This is a genomic window from Rhodobacteraceae bacterium IMCC1335 (assembly GCA_039640495.1).
GTDB lineage: Bacteria > Pseudomonadota > Alphaproteobacteria > Rhodobacterales > Rhodobacteraceae > Thalassovivens.
This window is the reverse complement of record CP046864.1, coordinates 2,518,905-2,532,513: the sequence shown is the minus strand read 5'-3', so window position 1 is coordinate 2,532,513 and position 13,609 is coordinate 2,518,905. Positions and strand designations below refer to the sequence as shown.

At 51.8% G+C, this 13,609-nt stretch carries 12 protein-coding genes and 1 pseudogene; 6 read left to right on the top strand and 7 right to left on the bottom strand.

Features of this window, described 5'->3' with window-relative positions:
• The first annotated feature begins 87 nt into the window (after window positions 1-87).
• Complete coding sequence (locus GN241_12170) at window positions 88-1,479, top strand: UDP-N-acetylmuramoyl-L-alanine--D-glutamate ligase (GenBank protein XAT58041.1); 1,392 nt, start codon at window positions 88-90, stop codon at window positions 1,477-1,479.
• Window positions 1,480-1,497: 18 nt separating this feature from the next.
• On the opposite strand, the gene GN241_12165 is transcribed toward GN241_12170, so the two are convergent.
• Window positions 1,498-2,691, bottom strand: a complete 1,194-nt coding sequence (locus tag GN241_12165) for an aminoacetone oxidase family FAD-binding enzyme (protein XAT58040.1) — start codon at window positions 2,689-2,691, stop codon at window positions 1,498-1,500.
• Window positions 2,692-2,833: 142 nt separating this feature from the next.
• Between GN241_12165 and GN241_12160 the strand changes: the two are divergent.
• The 3 genes and pseudogenes from GN241_12160 to GN241_12150 all read left to right on the top strand — a co-directional run bounded on the left by GN241_12160 (window position 2,834) and on the right by GN241_12150 (window position 6,496).
• Window positions 2,834-3,996 (top strand): annotated as a pseudogene (locus GN241_12160) (cell division protein FtsW).
• On the top strand, window positions 3,993-5,093 hold the full coding sequence (locus GN241_12155) for a UDP-N-acetylglucosamine--N-acetylmuramyl-(pentapeptide) pyrophosphoryl-undecaprenol N-acetylglucosamine transferase (GenBank protein XAT58039.1): 1,101 nt from the start codon (window positions 3,993-3,995) through the stop codon (window positions 5,091-5,093). Before GN241_12160 ends, GN241_12155 begins: the two are co-directional and overlap by 4 nt.
• Window positions 5,090-6,496, top strand: a complete 1,407-nt coding sequence (locus GN241_12150) for a UDP-N-acetylmuramate--L-alanine ligase (GenBank protein XAT58038.1) — start codon at window positions 5,090-5,092, stop codon at window positions 6,494-6,496. The genes GN241_12155 and GN241_12150 overlap by 4 nt, the downstream gene beginning before the upstream one ends.
• Here the strand turns inward: GN241_12150 and GN241_12145 are convergent.
• The 4 genes from GN241_12145 to GN241_12130 all read right to left on the bottom strand — a co-directional run bounded on the left by GN241_12145 (window position 6,493) and on the right by GN241_12130 (window position 9,885).
• Window positions 6,493-7,557 carry an AbrB family transcriptional regulator gene (locus tag GN241_12145; GenBank protein XAT58037.1) on the bottom strand — a complete coding sequence of 355 codons (1,065 nt, stop codon included), beginning with the start codon at window positions 7,555-7,557 and terminating at the stop codon, window positions 6,493-6,495. The two genes, GN241_12150 and GN241_12145, sit on opposite strands and share 4 nt — an antisense overlap.
• Before the next feature lie 69 nt (window positions 7,558-7,626).
• The gene (locus tag GN241_12140) at window positions 7,627-7,839 is read right to left on the bottom strand and encodes a hypothetical protein (protein XAT58036.1); all 213 of its coding nucleotides are present in this window, start codon (window positions 7,837-7,839) and stop codon (window positions 7,627-7,629) included.
• On the bottom strand, window positions 7,836-9,020 hold the full coding sequence (locus tag GN241_12135) for a Rieske 2Fe-2S domain-containing protein (GenBank protein XAT58035.1): 1,185 nt from the start codon (window positions 9,018-9,020) through the stop codon (window positions 7,836-7,838). The genes GN241_12140 and GN241_12135 overlap by 4 nt, the downstream gene beginning before the upstream one ends.
• A 103-nt stretch (window positions 9,021-9,123) precedes the next feature.
• Window positions 9,124-9,885 (bottom strand): helix-turn-helix domain-containing protein, encoded by a 762-nt coding sequence (locus tag GN241_12130; protein XAT59273.1) that lies wholly within the window; start codon window positions 9,883-9,885, stop codon window positions 9,124-9,126.
• A 275-nt stretch (window positions 9,886-10,160) separates the two neighbouring features.
• On the opposite strand from GN241_12130, the gene GN241_12125 reads away from it, so the two are divergent.
• A complete protein-coding gene (locus GN241_12125) occupies window positions 10,161-10,523 on the top strand; it encodes a hypothetical protein (GenBank protein ID XAT58034.1) in 363 nt (120 codons plus the stop codon).
• Between the two features lie 203 nt (window positions 10,524-10,726).
• Entirely contained in the window at window positions 10,727-10,954 is a 228-nt protein-coding gene (locus GN241_12120; protein ID XAT58033.1) for a hypothetical protein, read from the top strand.
• A 136-nt stretch (window positions 10,955-11,090) separates the two neighbouring features.
• Here the strand turns inward: GN241_12120 and ilvN are convergent, their stop codons facing one another.
• Window positions 11,091-11,648, bottom strand: coding sequence for an acetolactate synthase small subunit (gene ilvN / locus GN241_12115; GenBank protein ID XAT58032.1), 558 nt, complete (start codon window positions 11,646-11,648; stop codon window positions 11,091-11,093).
• Window positions 11,649-11,681: 33 nt separating this feature from the next.
• The gene (locus tag GN241_12110) at window positions 11,682-13,439 is read right to left on the bottom strand and encodes an acetolactate synthase 3 large subunit (GenBank protein XAT58031.1); all 1,758 of its coding nucleotides are present in this window, start codon (window positions 13,437-13,439) and stop codon (window positions 11,682-11,684) included.
• Window positions 13,440-13,609 lie beyond the last annotated feature (170 nt).

The window sequence follows — 13,609 nt, the reverse complement described above, 5'->3', positions numbered from 1 at the left end:
TAAGAAGGCTGCCGCTTGTTTTAACCGCTTGTCAGATCAGGCTTGGGCGATAAATATGGGCGTACTTGCCAGTAAGAAAGGTGTGATATGATACCAGCGCAGGGTGTGACGGGCAAAAACGTAGTTGTGCTCGGGCTAGGCCGTTCGGGTTTAACCGCGGCGCTAGCGTTGCGCGCTGGCGGAGCTGAAGTGCGCGTGTGGGATGATCAAGAGCCGGCGCGGCAAGCTGCCGAGGCGCAAGATCTTATTTTAGAAGATTTCGGCGCGCGTACAGATTGGACGCAGATTGATCTGTTGATCGTCAGTCCGGGCATTGCGCATCTCTATCCAAAGCCACATCCGGTGATCGCTGCCGCGCAGGCTGCAGGTGTGCCCGTTGACAATGATATCGGTTTGTTTTTTCGCTCTTTTGCAACGCGTGAGTGGGATGAGTTTGATCGCCCTGCAAAAATTGTTGCGGTGACAGGCTCTAACGGGAAATCCACGACATGCGCGTTGATCCATCACATTCTGGACCAAAACGGCATGCTTACGCAGCTGGCGGGGAATATCGGTCGCGGCGTTATGGATCTTGAGCCGGCGCGCTCAGGCGAAGTAATCGTTTTGGAACTGAGCAGTTATCAAACCGAACTTGCGCGCAGCTTAACGCCCGATATTGCGGTTTTTACGAATTTATCCCCCGATCATCTTGATCGCCACGGGGGGCTTGGCGGTTATTTTGCGGCAAAGCGCCGGCTTTTCGCAGAAGGCGGGCCGGATCGGGCTGTGATCGGCATTGATGATGCTGAGGGCCGCCTTTTAGCGGCGCAACTGCAACAAGGGCGCGATGATGACAGCGTGCTTCAAGTATCGGCCTGCAGAAAATTAACCGGCCCGGGATGGATGGTGTTTGCCCATAAAGGGTTCTTGTCGGAATATCGCAAAGGTCGACAGGTTGCCGCTTTTGATTTGCGCCAGCATGCAGCCCTTCCCGGAGCGCATAATCATCAAAATGCCTGCGCGGCCTACGCGGTTTGCCGCGCGCTCGGCCTTTCGCCCAAAAAAATTGAAACCGGGATGGCAAGTTTCGCTGGTTTGCCCCATCGCTCACAATTGGTTGCTGAAATTAATCAGGTGCGGTTTGTAAATGACAGCAAAGCCACTAACGTCGAAAGTGCCAAAAAAGCATTGATGGCTTTTTCAAATATACGTTGGATTTGCGGCGGTGCTGAAAAAGAAGGTGGCTTGGATGCGTTGCAAGGCGCAGCAAGCGCTGTGCGCAAAGCCTATGTCATTGGCGCTGAGGCGGCAGCCTTCGCGGCTCAGTTGCCATGTCCTTTTGAAATTTGTGAAACAATGGATGTGGCCGTAAAGGCCGCCAATGCCCAAGCGCAACCGGGGGATGTGGTTTTGCTGGCGCCGGCCGCGGCCAGCTTTGATCAATATCAAAGTTTTGAGCAGCGCGGCGAAGATTTTGTAGCACAGGTTGCGGCATTGTAACGGATGTCAAAACCGAACTTAGCGGGGCGCTTCGGATTGATGTGCAATCGCTTGCCCTGCGGCCCATCCTGAGGACCAGGCCCATTGGAAATTATATCCGCCGAGCCAGCCTGTGACATCCACAGCCTCGCCTATGAAATAAAGCCCGGATACGGTTTTGCTCATCATGGTTTTTGAAGACAGTCCGTTTGTATCCACCCCGCCCAAGGTGACTTCTGCGGTGCGATAACCTTCGCTGCCGGCGGGCCTGAGTTGCCATGCATGAAGTTGCTGCGCCAAAGCATGCAGGGCTTTATCAGATTGATCGGCTAGATTTCCAGTTAATCCAAGATCCTGCAGGATGAAATCAGACAGGCGCGCCGGCATCAACCCCGCCAAGATGGTGGATAAGTTTCGCGCGCCTTTCTGTTGGCGCTGCGCGCGCAACGCGTCATAGATCGAGCTGTTGGGAAAAAGATCGATTTCAAACGTTTCGGTTTCTTCCCAATAAGAAGAAAGTTGCAATATTGCCGGCCCAGACAGGCCGCGATGGGTAAAAAGAACCGCCTCTTCAAAGCTGGTCTTTGCGTTTGAAACGCGCGCTTCAATCGCAATACCTGCCAAAGTCTTGAAACGCTCTGGCTCAAAAGTCAATGGAACCAGCGCGGGGCGTGTTCTGGTCACATTCATATGAAATTGTGCAGCAATCTCATAAGCCAGCCCTGTGGCGCCCATTTTGGGAATAGATTTGCCACCGCAGGCGATCACCAAATTGCGGCAGCTTATGGCGTATCGTTGCCCCTCGCGCTCAAGGTTTAACGCAAACCCCTGATCGGTTTTGTTAAGAGCTGTGAGGCGCGTGTTTATCCACAACTCTGCGCCGCGCGCATCCAGCTCATCCAAGAGCATTGTGATAATCTGTTTGGCGCTGATATCGCAAAATAGCTGGCCCAACGTTTTTTCATGATAGGCAATTTTATGTTTTTCGACCAAATTGATGAAATCCCAATGCGTGTAGCGGCTGAGCGCACTTTTGTGGAAATGGGGATTATTGGATAAAAACCGATCGGGTTGAATGTTCAGGTTGGTGAAGTTGCAGCGACCACCGCCTGAAATACGAATTTTTTCGCCGGGGGCTTTGGCGTGATCAATCACCAAAACCCGCCCCTGCGCCTGCGTTGCGCACATCAGGCCGGCTGCACCCGCTCCGATTATCAGTGTATCAAATTGCATAGATGATCCGATGCAGGGTTTTGCTCGGTTTGACAAGAGTGAAGCTTTTTATCTGGTCTTGAGACAATATATTGCATATGTTTGGCGCAAGATCCCATAAATGGGGCAGAGCAGGTTTGAATAGGCAGGTTAGGCGCGTCGTATGACAGAAATGGTCTATGGGTCAGCCCCGGTGCATCGGGATGAGCCGTTACTTTCAAAATGGTGGAGAACGATCGATAAATGGAGCTTATCCGCTGTGCTGATCTTGTTTGGCATAGGGATATTGCTTGGCTTTGCCGCCTCTCCTCCGCTGGCAGAGAAAAACGGGTTTCAGCCGTTCCATTACGTCCATCGGCAAGTAATTTTCGGCGGATTGGCCCTTTTCGCAATGCTGATTACCTCGATGATGTCGACGCGTTTGGTACGACGCTTGGCCGTTTTGGGATTTATAGGGGCTTTTGTGGCCGTTATGCTACTGCCGTATTTTGGAACAGATTATGGCAAAGGCGCGGTCCGCTGGTATGCGCTTGGATTTGCCAGCGTGCAACCCTCAGAGTTTTTGAAGCCTGGGTTCATCGTGGTGACAGCTTGGTTGATTTCTGCAGCCGATGAAATTAACGGCCCCCCGGGAGGCTTTGGTCTTTCCTTCTGGCGGTTACAGTGGCGGCTTTATTGGTGATACAGCCGGATTTTGGGCAAGCCTGTCTGATTTTATTCGGCTGGGGCGTTGTTTATTTTATTGGGGGTGCACCGCTTTCGCTTTTACTGGCATTGGCCAGCCTGGTCAGCGCGGCGGGGGCGTTCGCTTATAATATGTCGGAACATTTTGCGCGTAGAATTGATGGGTTTCTGTCGGCGGATATCGATCCGCGGACCCAATTGGGCTATGCCGCCAATGCCATTCAAGAGGGCGGGATCTTTGGCGTTGGGCCCGGGGAAGGGCAGGTTAAATGGTCATTGCCCGATGCGCATACGGATTTTATCATCGCGGTCGCTGCCGAAGAATATGGCTTTGTCATGGTTGTGCTGATCATTGCGATCTTTGCCAGTATTGTGATCAACTCCTTATTCCGCTTGCTGCGCGAGCGCGACGCGTTTAACCGATTGGCGGGTGCTGGTTTGGTCTGCATGTTTGGCGTGCAAGCAATGATCAATATTGGGGTGGCTGTGCGCCTTTTACCCGCAAAAGGTATGACTTTGCCTTTCGTAAGCTACGGAGGGTCGTCCTTGATCGCAGGTGGTATTGCGATTGGTATGGTACTGGCTTTTACGCGAAAGCGGCCGCAAAGAGATGTGTCTGATCTGCTTGGAGCCCGGTCATGAGCGGCAAACCGCTTTTGGTTCTGGCTGCCGGGGGCACCGGTGGCCATATGTTCCCGGCACAGGCCCTTGCAGAACATATGCTGGCGCAGGGTTGGCGCGTGAAACTGGCAACGGATCGGCGCGGAGCGCGCTATGCAAAGGGCTTTCCTTCCGAGGTAAAGCGGGTTGTCCTTTCCTCTTCAACATTTGCCCGCGGGGGGATTTTCGCAAAACTGATTGTACCGTTTCAGATTATTTTTGGGATTTTATCGGCGCTGCTTACGATGCTGATCGATCGCCCCACCGTGGTGGTCGGCTTTGGCGGATATCCCAGTATTCCCACGCTTAGCGCCGCATGGGTGTTAAAATGTCCGCGTTTGCTGCATGAACAAAATGGCGTTTTGGGGCGGGTTAACCAGATTTTTGCCAAACGTGTGGATGCGGTTGCCTGTGGTTTGTGGCCCACTGCGCTTCCGGAAGGTGTTAATGGGCATCACACCGGCAATCCAGTGCGCGCGGCCGTCAGAGCCCGCGCCAAGGCGCCTTATATCATGCCCGGGGATTACCCGTTATCGGTTTTGGTGATCGGGGGCAGCCAAGGCGCGCGCATTTTATCGGATGTGGTGCCGCCGGCTTTGGCGGATTTGCCTTGGAAAGTGGTGCAAAACCTCAGGGTCAGCCATCAAGCGCGGATTGAAGACCAGCCGCGCGTGTCTCAGTTTTACGCTGAAAATGGGATCACGGCAGAGGTTGAAACATTTTTTGAGGATATCGCCAAGCGGATGAGTGAGGCCCAGCTGGTGATCAGTCGGGCAGGGGCGTCTTCGGTTGCAGATATTGCCGTGATTGGCCGACCGTCTATATTGGTGCCTTTGGCGATCGCGCTGCGCGATGAGCAAAGCTCGAACGCGTCCGTTCTGGTGCAAGCGGGGGCAGCTATTTTATGTAAAGAGGCTGATTTTGAAGTCGGGCCTTTAAATGCAATCCTGACCGATTTTTTTGACAAGCCGGAGGCTGCCTTGAAAATGGCCCAAGCGGCGGGCAAGTCAGGGGTTGAAAACGCCACCGACCAGCTGGCGGCATTGATGCATAAGGTGATTGAGGGTGCAAAGTTATGAGCGCGATGACCAAATTGCCGATCGATATCGGGCCAATTCATTTTATCGGCATTGGTGGCATAGGCATGTCTGGGATTGCGGAGGTTTTGCTTAATCTGGGCTATCAAGTGCAGGGCTCAGATTTGAAGGAAAGCAAAATCACGGCGCGGCTTGAGGCGCTTGGCGCAACGATTTTTATTGGGCAAAGTGCAGATAATTTGGGCGCGGCAGAGGTGATTGTGATTTCCTCGGCGATCAAAGCGGGCAATCCTGAACTGGACGCGGCGCGGGTTGCCAGCTTGCCGATTGTGCGGCGGGCCGAGATGCTGGCCGAATTGATGCGGCTTAAATCCAACGTGGCGATCACGGGCACGCATGGCAAAACCACAACCACAACGATGGTTGCCGCGCTTTTGGATGGGGGAGGTCTTGACCCTACGGTCATCAACGGGGGGATTATCCACGCTTATGGGTCCAACGCACGATTGGGGCATGGCGAATGGATGGTGGTGGAGGCAGATGAAAGCGATGGTACCTTTACCCGCTTGCCGGCTACCATTGCTATCGTGACCAATATTGATCCCGAGCATATGGAGCATTGGGGGGATTTTGAGGCATTAAAAGCTGGTTTTTTGAACTTTATCTCCAACATCCCCTTCTATGGGGTGGCGGTGTGCTGCACGGATCACGCTGAAGTGCAGGCATTGGTTGGAAAAATAACCGACCGTAAAGTGATTACCTATGGGTTTAATGCCCAAGCTGATGTGCGCTGTCTGAATCTGCAATATAAGAATGGGTCAGCCTTTTTTGACGTGGCTTTGCAAAATGAAGACACCCTAATCACGGGCTGTCATTTGCCGATGCCAGGGGATCATAATGTATCAAATGCGCTGTCAGCGATTGCGGTGGCGCGGCATTTGGGGCTCTGCGCCGCCGAAATTCGCGCCGCGTTAAGCGGCTTTAAAGGCGTGAACCGACGCTTTACGAAAGTTGGTGAGGTCAATGGCGTTACCATCATTGACGATTATGGACATCATCCGGTTGAAATTGCGGCTGTATTAAAAGCAGCTCGGCAAAGCTGCTCTGGAAAAGTAATCGCCGTGCACCAACCGCATCGCTACACCCGATTGCACAGTTTGTTCGATGATTTTTGCACTTGTTTTAATGATGCGGATGTTGTGGCCATTGGTGATATTTTTGCCGCTGGTGAGGCGCCGATTGCGGGGGCAAGCCGCGATGATTTGGTGGATGGGCTTTTGCGCCATGGGCATCGGGATGCCCGGGCTTTGGCATCAGAAGATGCGCTTGAAGCCTTGGTGCGGGCGCAGGCGGCGCCAGGCGATATTGTCGTGTGCCTTGGCGCGGGCACGATCAGCGCTTGGGCCAATCGCTTGCCCGACCGTTTATCCGGGTCCCATCTTTAAGGCTTTTTAAAAACCGCGCTAAAACGGCTTATCCCAGAGATCAGAATAACTGTGGCTGTGATCCGAAACATGTGATGCACCGTGATCAAGGCCGGGCTGGTTTGCAGACTAAGAGCGATCAATGACATTTCGGTCACCCCGCCCGGCGACAAGCTGATTAGCAAAACGTCAAATGGTAAACCGGTATAAAGCGAGAGCAGCGCGCTGAGGGCAAGCGCGAGGCTCAGCATGGCCAGAGCGCTTAACAATCCAAGGCTGGCGCTGCGCCTGAGCGCGGCGTAGCCAAATCCAACAAAGCGGCTTCCCAAGCTGACCCCGATTATGATCTGGGCGATGATCAAGATATTATTAGGCAAGTATACGCTGCCATAGCCGGACAGGTTGAGAAGGCCGGCGGCTAAAGCGGGCCCAATGAGCTGCCCTGCTGGCAATTTCAGCCGGCGCCCCAAATATAAACCGATTAAACCAACCACAAGCGTGAGCAAGAGGTTTTGAGTCGTCAACAGCGAAGGGTCAGATCCGGGTAAGGCAAGGCCGGCAGCGCTGCCCACAGGGCTTCCCATCCAAAGCGACAGACCGCTTGGAACCAGGATGATAACAAAAATTACCCTTAGAAATTGCTGCAGGGTTAAAATGCGGCTGTCACAGCCATATGTTTCTCCAAGCGCAATGCTTTCCAACAACCCGCCCGGGGCGCTGCAAAAAAACGCCGTTGCAGGATCATATCGGCCCAAGCGTCTGAAAATCAAAAAATTGACGCTCAAAGCTAGGCCGATAAACGCGATTAAACCAAGCAAGCTGGGCAGTATATTGGGCACGTGTTGTATCACTTTCCAGGTGATTTGGCTGCCAATCATCACGCCGATCACGGCAATGAACAGCATACGAAACCTATTCGGGAATTGATAAGAAGAAGGAATGTTTCCCCATCCAAAAATGCTTAAAAGAGCCGTTGCCACCAACGGGCCCAGCATCCATGGTAATGGCAAAAGGGTTTTGCTGCAGATAAAGCCCGCAAGCACCCCCAGGCCAATCAGCGCGGCTGTTGTTTTTAAAACCATGGCTTTTTTCACCGTCTCACTCAGGTAGTACTGCGGGAATGCTGCAAAGCAAGAGGCATGTCAAATCGCTTAGGCGTCACGCCGGTTTTGTACCAAAAACGCATGCAATTTTTCGGCTAGGGGATGGTTGCTTTCAAGCGCAAAAATATAGGCTTGAGTTGTAAGAAAGCATTGCTCGTCAAGCGTTTGAGCGGCGGCGCTGCCTGCGGCATAGAGCTCTGCCAATGCGGCGGCATCTTGGCGGGCATGCGCCGCTTGCAACTGAATATCGAGCTGCGTCACGGGGCAGGAGCACCGGCAGAGGCGGGCGCATGCTGCGCCGGTTGGTTTTGCGCTTCTGTCAGCGTCTTGGCGACCCATGCGTGAAAGCAATGCGTTGGAGCATCCATCGCGGGTGAAAACCGCCCTCCGTCAAACCCCGGTCCATGGCGCCCGCGTTGCATCCCCTCGACAACAAAAATATCTTCTTCCAAGACAGATTTCCACTGCGCGGTGTTTTTTGCCCGTAAGGTTGGTTCGGTTGCGTTTGTGGCATAATATAAATGCACATGCTCGATGCTTTTTTCAGGCCCAGAGGGCGCGATAATTACCGCAAAAGCATGATCACGATGGGTACCAAGCAGCACATTGGGATAAATGGCCAGATATTCAGCAGCTTGGCTCCATTTGCTGCTGAGATTTTTGAAATCAGGAAATTTTTCGGCGCGATTCCCGGTCAATTGCCGGTAGACGTTAGTGCCTTGGCCAGAATAACACCCCGCAGATTGAATGTTGTAATGATCTTCGAGCCGCGAATAGCTGTTTAACCCGGGATGCACCCACGGCAAATGATAGCTTTCGCAATAATTCTCAACCGCCAATTTCCAGTTGGTATTCAACGCAAGCTCAAAACGGCTATCTGCGCCACCATGAAAAAGCGGTTGGTCAAATTCAGACCAACGTTCCATCGGCTCGGCCATGGCTATTTCAAACGCGGGCGCCGTGCCTGAAAGGTTGATCCATACAATATCGCGCCAAATATAACTTGTAACTTCGATAAGCCCCAGCGCGTCTCGATCTATGTCTTCATGGGTATTTATACCCGGACCGCCCACATGGGGGGTGCTGATCAATCGACCATCTGTGGCATAGCACCAGCTATGATAGGGGCATCTGATTGCGCCTTCGATTTTCTTAGGCGCGTCGATCAAGATCATACCGCGATGCCTGCAGATGTTTTGAAACACTCTAACGCGATTTGAGCGATCGCGTATCATCACCAGCGGTACGCCTAAGAAATCAACCGGTTTTGCATCCCCCATCTGTGGAATATCTGCGGCAACCCCCAAGCCCGCCCATTGCCGAAACAGCAAGGCATGTTTTTCAGCCTCATAGACGGACAGGTCGGTGTAATGCACGTTTGCAAGCCCTCTGGCCCGTGCAACGGGGTTTTGGACCGCCTTTAAATCAGAAAATGGTTCCATGTTTTGCCTCACGGGTTTGCTTGAAGCCTATGGGCAGTCAAGTCTTCAAATTTGCTTTGATGCGCGTCAATTCGCGACCTGTCGATGCCGTAACTCGCCCAATTCAGGAAAATACGTCCTCGGGTTTGAGTAAAGTTTTGTGGTAGGGAACCAAATCATCAGCCTCGCAAAACCCTGCATTGCGCGCGGTTGAAAAGATTGCGGATCGGTTTTGCCCAAGATGCTCATAAACCAACCGGGTGACCCGATCGCCGGTTGGTTTTTCTTGCACGGTGCGGGTGCTATATCCAAGCCAGTAATTGTTTTCAAATGAGGGAACCGGCGTTAGAAAATTAAAAGAACAACTCATGGATCCGCGCCGAAAAACCAAAGCCGCTAGGCCCCCTTCCTGCGCGATTACAAAGCCTCGAAATTCGCGAATTTTGGGCAGGCTTTCTAAGCCTTGCCCCGAAATAGCCTCTTTGGCCTCCATGCCGCGCAAAAAGCATTTCTTGTTTTTACGATAGACAAAAATCAGCCCTTGGATAAAACGTTGATCATCCACAAAACTGCGCCGCGAGAAGCGGTAAAAGCCGCTGGGAAAGCTGTTTGGGCTCACACGGCTTGAGTCGGCGGTGAGAAAATCCTCCATCTCAGCGCTGAAAATCACATCCGTATTGCTATTTTGTACTTCATGTAAGGGCTGCAACAGGATCCGTGCATCCACTTTAAAATAGGCGCAGATTCTTTGTAAAATATCTGGCCGCGGAAAGCTTTCACCCGACAGGTAGCGGTTAAATTGGGTGCGGTTTATGCCCAATTCGCGGCACAGCGCCGAGACCGACGCGTAGGGCTGACATAAAAGGCGCAGATTGCGTCCAAACATGGCACGAAGCTCGGCTGGCGACTCGGATCTTTCTGAATGGTTTTCTATCATCTTCATTAATCGTGTTTAAATTTAAAATACTAATTAAAATCAACCCTAACGGGTGCAGTGATCGTTAAACGTGTAAATTTATGCTTTGTCGCGTCAGCGGCGACACAATATGAAACTATGTTGAAGTTTTTCGACACAAATTGCAAGTCAGTGTTCAGATTCAAAGATAGAGTATGGCCCGCTTTTCCCGCAAAATCAGTTCATGGTTAGGAAAGGATGATGTGATGAACGGCGTTATTATTTGGAGTGAACAAGCATCGAAGCGCGCAATTATCTGGTGTGAGGATCATGGGCGTTTGGCATTTTTCAAAGCTGAGGACACGCTTAAAGGTGAGTTATCGCGCAAAAATCAGGTATTTGCCTATGAAAATGGCGATATGGTGTCTTTCACCGTAGATGAGCAAGCTGATTTACGGCTCGCCCGCGATTTACAATGGGTTAGCCGTCAGAAATATCCGCATCTTGCCGAGCAATTGAAAGCGGGTTCTTCTTCTGTCGCTGCGGTTGCGCGCCCCTCGGGGAACATTATTCAATTCAGATGCGTTGAACCAACGGATCCGGGTGCTGAAGCTTATGAGGTGGCTTGAAGCTTAAAGTATAAATCTGCAAGGCTGTGCCTCTGAAACACAACTGGCTTGGCAATGCGGAATGTAGACCCAAGGCAAAACCTTCTTAAGTGCAGGCATACCTTTGTCAGGGATGTGTCAAAGCCTGAGCAAGCCATGCAAAAACCCTAACCGTTTATATGCGCGGCGCAGGAAGATAAAACGGAAAAAAAGGAAGTAATCAAATGGGCATTCATCAAATTTTATACGATAGAAGCGTGCAAGAGGCTTTAGATGCGTATAATGCGGCACATGGGTCTGATCTTGTTTTACGGTGTGGCCCCGATGACCTTTGGGCTTTCATGTTAACCGTAGAAGCTCTTGGCCCTCAGGCAGAGTTGCCTCCAGATTTATTGGCTTGTTTGCAGCATGCGCCGCAATGCAAAACGAAATCAAGGATCGTAAATGAATAGCAGGTGCCAAACTGCAGCTCAATTATACGCTGCATCCAGTCTTAACGATCTGCGTCAAACGAGGCCGCGCGACACCGTAGTCAGGATGGCCGGTTGAACGCCTGAAACACCCTCAGCATCCAAAAACCATAGCAGTTTAGCCGCGCGAAAGCGCCGCCACGCCCGTGCGCGCTATTTCGGTCAAACCGAGAGGGCGCATCAGATCGGCAAACGCGTCTACCTTTTCGATCGTACCGGTGATCTGGAACACGAAACTGTCGAGCGTGCTGTCCACAACATTCGCGCGGAAAATATCTGCCAGGCGCAGCGCCTCAACCCGTTTTTCGCCTTTTCCCGATACTTTTATCAGAGCCAATTCGCGCTCAACCGATTGGCCCTCGACGGTGAGATCGCGCACTTCATGCACGGGCACAATTCTGCTCAGCTGGGCTTTGATTTGCTCGATCACTTGAGGTGTCCCTGTGGTTACGATTGTGATCCGGCTGAGATGGCCTTTATGGTCAATCTCGGCAACCGTTAGGCTATCGATATTATACCCACGGCCTGAAAATAAACCAATCACCCGCGCAAGCACGCCCGCCTCATTATCGACCAAAACCGTTAGAGTATGCGGTTCTTCCATTTCAGCATAATTGGCGCGCAAGTTGTACGCCGAATGCTTTGACGAACCTTTTTCGATTTTTAAAGCTGACATGCCATTTCCTTTAATGCGCGGCTAAACCGCTGGTTACACCAACACGGCGCCTGTGCTATCGATCGCGTCTTGCGTTGACGCCTCACCCAAAAGCATTTTATTATGTGGCTGCCCTGATGGGATCATCGGAAAACAGTTTTCGTGCTTTTCAACCAAACAATCAAAAATCACTGGGCCATCATAGGCCAACATTTCCATGATAGCATCATCTAGATCGGCCGGATCGCTGCATAAAATACCTTTGCAGCCAAATGCCTCTGCCAATTTAACGAAATCGGGCAGGGCTTCCGACCAGCTTTGCGAATACCGCTCTCCATGCAGTAATTCTTGCCATTGGCGAACCATGCCGAGCCGCTCATTGTTTAAGATAAACTGCTTGACTGGGGCGCGATATTGAACCGCAGTGCCCATTTCTTGCATATTCATCAACCAACTGGCTTCCCCCGCCACGTTGATCACAAGCGCATCTGGATGGGCGATTTGAACGCCAATCGATGCAGGAAACCCATATCCCATGGTTCCCAAGCCTCCTGAGGTCATCCATTGATTTGGGTGCTCAAATCCCAAATATTGCGCCGCCCACATTTGATGCTGGCCAACTTCAGTGCAGATATAGCGATCTTGGCGATGCTTCGTCAGCGCTTCTAAACGCTTTAATGCATGTTGCGGTTTGATTGTGGATGTATTGGGCTTGAAATCGAGGCAGCGCACTTTTTGCCATTCATTAATTTGCGCCCACCATTTTGAAAGGGCCGCGGCGTTGGTCTTGCGGCCGCGCGATTTCCACAGCTTGAGAATATCCTCTAAGATATGGCCTACATCCCCGATGATCGGGATATCGGTTCTTATCACTTTATTTATTGAGGATGGATCAATATCGATATGCGCTTTGAGCGAGCCGGGGCTGAACGCATCCAAGCGCCCTGTGATCCGATCATCAAATCGCGCCCCTATATTGATCATTAAATCGCAATCATGCATGGCCAGATTGGCTTCATACAGACCATGCATGCCCAACATGCCAAGCCAGTTTTCACCCGAAGCGGGATATGCCCCTAGCCCCATCAAGGTTGACGTGATTGGAAACCCACTTGCTCCCACCAATTCGCGCAGCAAGCTGCTTGCAGCAGGGCCAGAATTAATCACGCCACCGCCCGAATAAATGATCGGCCGCTCGGCCGTTTCCAACGCTTCCACCAATTTGGTGATTTGGTCCATATCGCCTTTGACGCGTGGGTTGTAATGCTTTGAGGCCACTTTTGTTTTGGGCGTGTAGGTGGCTTCGGCAAATTGTACATCTTTGGGAATATCGATCAAAACCGGGCCAGGGCGGCCCGACGTTGCGATGTGAAAAGCCTCGTGGATGGTAGAAGATAAATTCGCCGTGTCCCGCACCAGCCAATTATGCTTGGTGCAGGGGCGGGTGATGCCCACCGTATCTGCCTCTTGGAACGCGTCAGAGCCGATCATAAAGGTTGGAACCTGCCCAGTTAAAACAACCAGCGGGATTGAATCCATCAACGCATCTGTCAGCCCGGTCACCGCATTTGTGGCGCCTGGCCCAGAGGTCACCAGCACAACGCCGGGCTTGCCGGTTGAGCGTGCATAACCTTCTGCGGCGTGTACAGCGCCTTGCTCATGCCGCACCAGAATATGCTTAATATCGTTTTGCAAAAATACTTCATCATATATCGGCAGCACCGCTCCACCGGGATATCCAAAGATAGTATCGACGCCCTGATCTTTTAGGGCTTGTACAACCATTTTTGCTCCACTCATTTGGCGCGTCATATTCATCTCCAGTTTAACCTTATCGCTGCAATGCAGCAGCCTTCCTAATATTCTGAATTCAAAAAAAAACCCCGATTATTCGGGGTGCGACGGACGAATGATCAAAAGGATCTTTACGCCTCGCTCTATCGCACCACCACAGAAATCAAAATTTTCATTGCTCCAGCCTC

Coding starts and splice junctions, on each gene's coding strand:
- GN241_12165 (XAT58040.1), bottom strand. CDS start 2,691: ATGCAATTTGATACACTGATAATCGGAGCGGGTGCAGCCGGCCTGATG.
- ilvN (XAT58032.1), bottom strand. CDS start 11,648: ATGTCAGCTTTAAAAATCGAAAAAGGTTCGTCAAAGCATTCGGCGTAC.
- GN241_12155 (XAT58039.1), top strand. CDS start 3,993: ATGAGCGGCAAACCGCTTTTGGTTCTGGCTGCCGGGGGCACCGGTGGC.
- GN241_12110 (XAT58031.1), bottom strand. CDS start 13,439: ATGACGCGCCAAATGAGTGGAGCAAAAATGGTTGTACAAGCCCTAAAA.
- GN241_12130 (XAT59273.1), bottom strand. CDS start 9,885: ATGTTTGGACGCAATCTGCGCCTTTTATGTCAGCCCTACGCGTCGGTC.
- GN241_12145 (XAT58037.1), bottom strand. CDS start 7,557: ATGGTTTTAAAAACAACAGCCGCGCTGATTGGCCTGGGGGTGCTTGCG.
- GN241_12120 (XAT58033.1), top strand. CDS start 10,727: ATGGGCATTCATCAAATTTTATACGATAGAAGCGTGCAAGAGGCTTTA.
- GN241_12170 (XAT58041.1), top strand. CDS start 88: ATGATACCAGCGCAGGGTGTGACGGGCAAAAACGTAGTTGTGCTCGGG.
- GN241_12135 (XAT58035.1), bottom strand. CDS start 9,020: ATGGAACCATTTTCTGATTTAAAGGCGGTCCAAAACCCCGTTGCACGG.
- GN241_12150 (XAT58038.1), top strand. CDS start 5,090: ATGAGCGCGATGACCAAATTGCCGATCGATATCGGGCCAATTCATTTT.
- GN241_12125 (XAT58034.1), top strand. CDS start 10,161: ATGAACGGCGTTATTATTTGGAGTGAACAAGCATCGAAGCGCGCAATT.